Origin of the sequence: Brevibacillus sp. 7WMA2 (assembly GCF_010748895.1) — a bacterium.
Classification (GTDB): domain Bacteria; phylum Bacillota; class Bacilli; order Brevibacillales; family Brevibacillaceae; genus Brevibacillus_B; species Brevibacillus_B halotolerans.
On the sequence record NZ_CP048799.1, the window covers coordinates 4,162,637 to 4,170,000 of the forward strand.

The 7,364-nt window shown below is 44.2% G+C and carries 6 protein-coding genes (1 of these 6 cut by a window edge); 5 read left to right on the forward strand and 1 reads right to left on the reverse strand.

Annotation, left to right across the window (positions count from 1 at the left end):
• Positions 1-23: 23 nt before the first annotated feature.
• Genes kdpA through GOP56_RS17765 form a run of 5 tightly spaced genes read left to right on the forward strand, consistent with a single transcriptional unit; the run spans position 24 to position 7,180 of the window.
• Complete coding sequence (gene kdpA / locus GOP56_RS17745) at positions 24-1,697, forward strand: potassium-transporting ATPase subunit KdpA (protein ID WP_163246187.1); 1,674 nt, start codon at positions 24-26, stop codon at positions 1,695-1,697.
• A 21-nt stretch (positions 1,698-1,718) separates the two neighbouring features.
• Positions 1,719-3,758, forward strand: coding sequence for a potassium-transporting ATPase subunit KdpB (gene kdpB / locus GOP56_RS17750; protein ID WP_101667272.1), 2,040 nt, complete (start codon positions 1,719-1,721; stop codon positions 3,756-3,758).
• 30 nt (positions 3,759-3,788) lie between these two features.
• Positions 3,789-4,346 (forward strand): potassium-transporting ATPase subunit KdpC, encoded by a 558-nt coding sequence (gene kdpC, locus GOP56_RS17755; protein ID WP_163246188.1) that lies wholly within the window; start codon positions 3,789-3,791, stop codon positions 4,344-4,346.
• Between the two features lies 1 nt (position 4,347).
• A complete protein-coding gene (locus GOP56_RS17760) occupies positions 4,348-6,720 on the forward strand; it encodes a universal stress protein (protein WP_163246189.1) in 2,373 nt (790 codons plus the stop codon).
• A 25-nt stretch (positions 6,721-6,745) separates the two neighbouring features.
• Positions 6,746-7,180 (forward strand): hypothetical protein, encoded by a 435-nt coding sequence (locus GOP56_RS17765; protein ID WP_101667275.1) that lies wholly within the window; start codon positions 6,746-6,748, stop codon positions 7,178-7,180.
• 49 nt (positions 7,181-7,229) lie between these two features.
• Here GOP56_RS17765 and GOP56_RS17770 read toward each other — a convergent pair whose 3' ends face one another.
• Positions 7,230-7,364 carry the final stretch of a Na-translocating system protein MpsC family protein gene (locus tag GOP56_RS17770; protein ID WP_003333597.1) on the reverse strand. 252 nt of this gene lie beyond the right edge of the window, so the window shows 135 of its 387 coding nt (coding positions 253-387); the start codon falls outside the window, past its right edge; the stop codon is at positions 7,230-7,232.

Genomic DNA, 7,364 nt, shown 5'->3' on the forward strand with positions numbered 1-7,364 from the left:
TAGAAACGTTAGGAGGAACTGTTGTGGATTTGTTGCAAATTGCCGCAGTATTAGGAATGTTGCTGATCCTAGCCATTTTATTTGGTCGTTACTTGGCGCAAGCTTTTTCATGGGAGGCAACTAAGATAGACCGAATATTTGGAGGATTCGAGCGAATTATATATAAAGCTTCTGGTATTCAAGTGAGAGCAATGACATGGAAACAGTACGCAGGAGCAGTATTACTTAGCAATCTTGTCATGTTTGTCATTGGGTATCTCATTGTTAGACTTCAGGGATTTTTGCCGGGGAATCCTAGTCGGATTGATGGCATGGAACCGCTGCTTGCCTTTAATACAGTAGCTAGCTTTTTAACAAATACGAACTTACAGCATTATAGTGGAGAGTCAGGCTTGTCCTATCTGTCCCAAATGACGGTTATTATCTATTTGATGTTTACAACGCCTGCCACTGGTATTGCGGTTGTGATGGCCTTTATGAGAGGAATTACAGGACAAAAGCTGATTGGCAACTTCTACGTAGACCTGATTCGGGCACATACCCGCGTGTTATTGCCTTTGGCCGTGGTTGTTACTTTATTATTGGTAGCTCAAGGGGTGCCACAAACGATGAGTCCAACAGTGACTGCTACTACTTTACAGGGTGCGGAACAACAAATTGCTCGTGGACCTGTGGCTTCCATGGAATCCATTAAGCACCTTGGTACAAACGGAGGAGGATTCTTTGGAGTTAACTCTTCACATCCCTTTGAGAACCCTACACCTTTAACCAATGTTATTGAAATCTTATGTATGTTTCTCATCCCGGCTTCCTTACCGTTTACTTTTAGTGCTATGACACGCAATAAAAAACAAGGACTTATGATATTTAGTGCTATGTTCCTGATGTTTTTAACTTTCTTGACGATTGTATATGTTGCGGAATCGAATGGAAATCCAGCGTTAGCTCAAGCGGGGCTGTCTCAGGCGAATGGCAGCATGGAAGGGAAAGAAGTTCGCTTCGGTATTGCACAGTCGGCTCTTTTTACTGCGGTAACCACAGCGGCTACTACAGGAACGGTTAATAACATGCATGATACCTTAACGCCACTTGGCGGGATGGTTCCATTAGCTCAGATGATGCTAAATTGTGTGTTTGGCGGAGATGGTGTCGGCACAATGAACATTTTGATGTATGCCATTATGGCTGTATTTTTAGCAGGCTTGATGGTAGGGCGTACACCAGAATATTTGGGGCGCAAGATTGAAAGTAAAGAGATGAAATTAATCGCAATCGCTATTTTGATTCATCCGTTAATCATCCTAGCTCCATCTGCGATTGCTTTGGCTAGCGAACTGGGAACAAGCTCTATTTCAAATGCTGGCTTCCATGGAATTTCTCAAGTGGTATATGAATTTACTTCTTCAGCAGCTAATAACGGTTCGGGATTTGAGGGCCTATCTGATAATACGCCATTCTGGAATATCTCAACGGGCCTGGTCATGTTATTTGGACGCTATTTCTCGATTGTTTTAATGCTAGCGGTAGCAGGCTCCCTAATGATGAAGAAACCTGTGCCGGAAACCATCGGTACCTTCCGCACGGATAATACAGTATTCATGAGCATCTTGCTTGCTACGGTACTCATTGTAGGTGCGTTAACATTCTTCCCTGTGATTGCTCTTGGTCCTGTTGCCGAGTGGCTGTCGATACGCTAATGAAAAAAGGAGTCCTTCACTATGAGTAATCAACGAAAATCCTTGGTTACCAAGGAGATAGTTTGGCAGGCAATGATTGATGCCTTTAAGAAATTTAACCCGCGGTTGATGGTTAAAAATCCAGTCATGTTTGTGGTGGAAATAGGCTTTGTGATTACCCTCATTTTAAGTGTTATGCCAAATGCCTTTGGTGGCGAGTCCAATGCTTTTTACAACAGTATCGTGAGCGTGATTCTATTTGTGACCATCCTGTTTGCGAATTTTGCTGAAGCTCTGGCGGAAGGGCGTGGTAAGGCACAGGCTGATAGCTTGAAAAAAAGTAAGCAGGATATGACAGCAAATCTATTACAAAAAAATGGAGTCATAAAAGTGGTTAATTCCACAGAGCTACGCAAGGGCGATATTGTTATCGTTACTACCAATGAGCTAATCCCAAGCGATGGTGAGATCATTGAGGGAGTAGCATCAGTTGATGAGTCGGCTATTACGGGCGAATCGGCTCCAGTCATCAAGGAGGCAGGTGGAGATTTTAGTTCGGTTACTGGCGGTACTCGCGTGGTTAGTGACCGAATTACGGTACGTGTGACGGCAGATCCAGGGGAATCCTTCTTAGATCGAATGATCAGTATGGTCGAGGGAGCAAAACGGCAAAAAACTCCTAATGAGCTAGCTTTAAATACTCTTTTGGTAAGCTTAACGTTCATTTTTTTGATCGTATGTACGACACTGTTACCAATTGCTTCTTATGTAAATGTAGTGATTCCAGTTGCGACCTTGGTGGCTTTGCTGGTCTGCCTTATACCAACAACCATTGGTGGATTATTATCTGCGATCGGGATTGCAGGGATGGATCGGGTCACCCAATATAATGTGATTGCCATGTCAGGAAAAGCGGTCGAAGCGGCAGGAGATATAAATACCATTATTTTGGATAAAACCGGGACAATTACGTATGGCAACCGAATGGCCTCTGAATTTGTGGCAGTAGGCGGTTCAAAACAAGAAGAGCTATATCGAGCAGCTCTGCACAGCTCCTTGCATGACGAAACACCAGAGGGGCGCTCTATTGTAGAACTAGCTAAAAAAATGGGAGTTCCTGAATCAGAGTGGCACATTTCAGGTACAGAAGGTGTGGAATTTAAAGCGGAAACTCGGATGAGCGGTACTAATTTTTCAGATGGTCGTGTGGTAAGAAAAGGGGCTGTTGATGCCATTAAAGCCTATGTTATAGAGAGAGGCGGTCAAGTTCCTAACGATTTGGACACGACAGCGAATCGAATGGCTAAGGAAGGAGGCACCCCATTAGCAGTGGTAGATGGGACTCAAGTATTGGGCGTCATTTATTTAAAGGATACGGTAAAAGCAGGTATGCGCGAGCGCTTCGAGGAACTGCGGCGGATGGGAATTAGGACGGTGATGTGTACAGGTGACAATCCATTAACGGCGGCTACCATTGCACGCGAAGCTGGTGTGGATGATTTCATTGCAGAAGCTAAACCAGAGGACAAGATCGCGGTTATTCGCAAGGAACAGGCGGAAGGAAAGCTGGTGGCGATGTCGGGTGATGGGACGAATGATGCACCTGCACTAGCTCAAGCCGATGTGGGATTAGCGATGAATAGCGGTACTGTTGCTGCGAAAGAAGCTGCGAACATGGTTGATTTGGATTCTGATCCGACCAAAATTATCGAGGTAGTGGCAATAGGGAAACAGCTTCTTATGACTCGTGGAGCTCTTACTACTTTTAGTATTGCAAACGATATTGCCAAGTATTTTGCCATTATTCCGGCGATGCTAATGGTGGCAATTCCTCAGATGCAAGCGTTGAACATCATGCAACTGGCCACACCTCAAAGCGCAATTTTATCAGCATTGCTGTTTAACGCGATCATTATTCCTTTGTTAATACCGTTAGCGATGAAGGGTGTTACATATAAACCTATGAGTGCAACCAAGCTCTTGTCCCGCAATCTGTTTATGTACGGATTAGGCGGAATCATTGCTCCTTTTATCGGTATTAAGCTATTGGATATGCTGTTGGTGGTAGTTGGTCTGCAATAGAAAAACTAATAAACGAAAAGGTGAGTAATCATGTTAAAAAATATACGAGTCAGTCTCGTGCTGTTATTGATCTGCGGCGTTATCTATCCCTTGCTCATGACGGGTCTGGCTCAGGCGTTAATGCCGGCACAGGCAAATGGAAGCTTGATTACAGATGCGGCTGGGAAGGTCGTAGGGTCTAAGCTAATTGGTCAATCATTTACTGACCCGAAATACTTTTCTGGACGTGTTTCTTCTATAGAGTATAACGCGGCTGGCTCAGGCTCGAATAACTATGCTCCGTCCAATCCAGCATTAGTGGAACGAATGAAAAAGGACGTAGTAGCTTTCTTGACTGCGAATCCGACTATTGTGCAGGCCGAGATACCAGCAGATTTAGTAACGAACTCAGCTTCAGGACTTGATCCGCATATTACACCAGAGGCGGCTCGTGTTCAGGTGCCGCGCATTGCAGCCTTGCGCAATTTGACTACAGATCAGCTTAACCAACTCATTCGCAACCACACAGAGGATCGCTCGCTGGGTCTGTTTGGTGAAAAACGAGTAAATGTATTGGAGTTAAACATGGCACTGGATCAGGTGAAGTAGTATGGATGATTTTCGCCGAAAAACGCCAGAGGAAATCTTGCGCTCTATTTCGGAAATCCATAAAGGTCGTTTGCAAATTATTCTGGGGGCGGTTAGTGGCTCGGGCAAAACCTACCACATGCTGTTAGAAGGGCAACGCCTCCGGAAAAAAGGCTTAGATGTGGTTATTGGTGTGATTCATTCACGTGCCATTAACCAAGGGAAAAATTACGAGAAACTGGAAGGCCTCGACGTAATGCCTGCTATTGCTTGGGATGAAAAGGGCATGCTGAAAGAGGACCTCGATGTTGAAGGAATCGTTAGACGTGATCCAGAGGTCGTCTTGGTGGATGAGTTAGCGCATCGGAATCGACCCGAAGCGGTACGTCGTACTCGGATCGAGGACGTTCGTTATCTGTTAGAACACAATATAAGTGTGATTACTACGCTTAATATCTACGAACTCGAAGGAATGAAAGGCATAGCCCAACGACTAACCGGGGTGCCTGTTCGTGTAGCCGATTGTGTCGCGGATGAGACGTTAGCCGAAGCGGATGAGGTAAAGCTTTTGGATGTTCCACCGGAAGTTATTCTTAAGAGATTGCAGGAGGGAAGGATTTTACCTCACTCATCTGATCAAGAAGAAGCGTTGTCTAAGCTAAAATCAAAGCATCAGTGTTTGTATCGGCATGATAATTTGGCTGTGCTAAGAGAATTGGCATTACGTTTCGTGGCTGGGGAAGTAAATGATGATTTAGACAGATATCGTGAACAACAGGGGATGCTTGGCCCGTCTGGAGCGAGTGAGCGTATCCTGGTTACTGTTCAGTATCACTGGAATGGTTCGATTTTGATTCGTCGCGGACAACAAGTAGCTAAACGCTTAGGTGCGGAGCTTCTTATCGCATGCTTTCGTAATAGCAAACGGATGATGTCTAAGGAAGAGGCAACCTTTAAACGCTCAATGGTTACGTTGGCCCAAAAAGTGGGTGCAAGCTTTGAAGAGGTCCCTTTATCCAAGGATAGTGATGTTGCTAAAGAGATGGTACAGTACGCTTTGCAACATAACATTACCCGGATTGTCATGGGGCAATCCAAGCGAAGCAGATGGGAAGAAATTGTGCACGGGTCGATTATTAACAAGATTTTACGCAAAAGCAAAAATACAGATGTCCTCATCGTGGCAGATCGCTCGGCAACCAGTGGGGGACGGGTTCTCCCTGCTAAACGCCATCGTGGATTTGTTCCTCATCCATTTCATCGCCTTTCGACAGAGGAGATGGAAAAGGAGATTAAGCGAATAAAACGTGGTAAATTAAAAATTTTTGTTGGAGCAGCGCCAGGTGTAGGAAAGACATACACCATGCTTCGCGAGGCGAATGAGCTGTTACACAGCGGGATAGATGTTGTAATTGGATTATTGGAAACGCATGGGCGCAAAGAAACCCACGAGCAAATAGGGAAGCTAACGACTATTCCGAGGAAGGTGATGCTCTATAAGAATGTATATTTGGAAGAAATGGATAGTGAAGCTATTATTAGGCGCAATCCGGAAGTGGTTCTAGTGGATGAATTAGCCCATACCAATGTTCCGACTAGCCGGTTCTTAAAAAGATACGAAGATGTCGAGCACATCCTGCAAGCTGGCATTTCTGTAATTTCAACTATGAATATTCAGCATGTAGAAAGTCTAACGGATAGTGTTGAACAAATCACAGGTATTCGAATACGGGAAACAGTCCCTGACCGAATCTTACACGATGCAGATGAGATTGAGCTGGTGGATATTTCTCCTAAAGCTTTACAAGAGAGAATGAAAGAGGGCAATATCTATGCCTTAGATAAGGTAGAGCAGTCGCTAAATCACTTTTTTCAGCTTGGAAATCTGATTGCTTTACGTGAATTAGCTTTACGTGAAGTGGCGGATGATGTGGATGAGCGTTTAGAGTCTTGGGAGCGTAAGGGGGCGTTACGCGGGCCGTGGAGAAAACAAGAGACTATTTTTGTCTGTGTAAATTTACGTGAAGACAGTGGACGATTAATACGACGCGGATTTCGGATTGCTTATCGGTTAAAGGCAGATTGGTATGTTGCGTATGTACAGGATCATAATCCCCTTACTCCAGATGAGCTTGATTTACTAGACAAACTTAGGTATTTAACGGAACGCATGGGTGGTTCTTTTGAAATTTATCAAGTACAAGAACGAAGACACATTTTTCGTGAGTTAGTCATGCAGATGGATCGTAAAAATGTTACGCAGGTCATCATCGGCCATTCTGCTCGGACGAGATGGGAAGAAATAAAAACGGGCTCTGTTGTACAAAAATTATTAAGGCAAATACGCCATATGGATGTTCTTGTTGTTGCGGATCATAATCCAGTCACACAGTGATTTGAATGAATGAGGCGAAAGCAGGATGAAAAGTATGCTTATTGTAGGCCGTGGAGAAGCTTTTTGTGATTTTGTTCAAATCGCTAGTAAGCATGAGTTAGATCGAAATCTAATAGATGGCTTGCAGATTGTGGCCTTTTATCGGGAAGCATTGAGAAATGATAGGGTTAAAGAAGGGTTTCGCCAAGTGGCTACACAGGGCTTTGCTCCTGAAGAAACAAAGCTTGCTTCGTTTGAACAGGTTTACTTGTTTCCTGATGAATGGAACGATTCGTTTCGAGTTATTGAATTTTTCGTTAGTTTGGGTACTTGTCGCGTATATGTTATGACACAGTTGCCGCGGTATGCTGCTTTGTATCGGAGATTAGGGGCACATTATGTGTTTATCAGTAGTCCTAAGCATCGAGGGTATCGCTGGTTGTTGGATAATGCTGAAGATGATGAAAACACTCCTTTATAACGCGGAGGAGTGCTTTCAACATTTTAGTGTTCGTTTATGGGAGAGGCTGTTAATTGCTGGAGGTATTATCTTGTAGGTGTTTTTCTAGGTCTTTGTCCAGTACGTATACCTCGATCCGTTCACCCATTTTGGTGCTGATATCGCTGTGACTGGAAAGAACCTTAAGGCCCGTAATTCTTTCTAC

Excerpts from the sequence above, each read along its gene's own strand:
- GOP56_RS17760 (WP_163246189.1), top strand. The coding sequence starts at position 4,348 with ATGGATGATTTTCGCCGAAAAACGCCAGAGGAAATCTTGCGCTCTATT.
- kdpC (WP_163246188.1), top strand. The coding sequence starts at position 3,789 with ATGTTAAAAAATATACGAGTCAGTCTCGTGCTGTTATTGATCTGCGGC.
- kdpB (WP_101667272.1), top strand. The coding sequence starts at position 1,719 with ATGAGTAATCAACGAAAATCCTTGGTTACCAAGGAGATAGTTTGGCAG.
- GOP56_RS17765 (WP_101667275.1), top strand. The coding sequence starts at position 6,746 with ATGAAAAGTATGCTTATTGTAGGCCGTGGAGAAGCTTTTTGTGATTTT.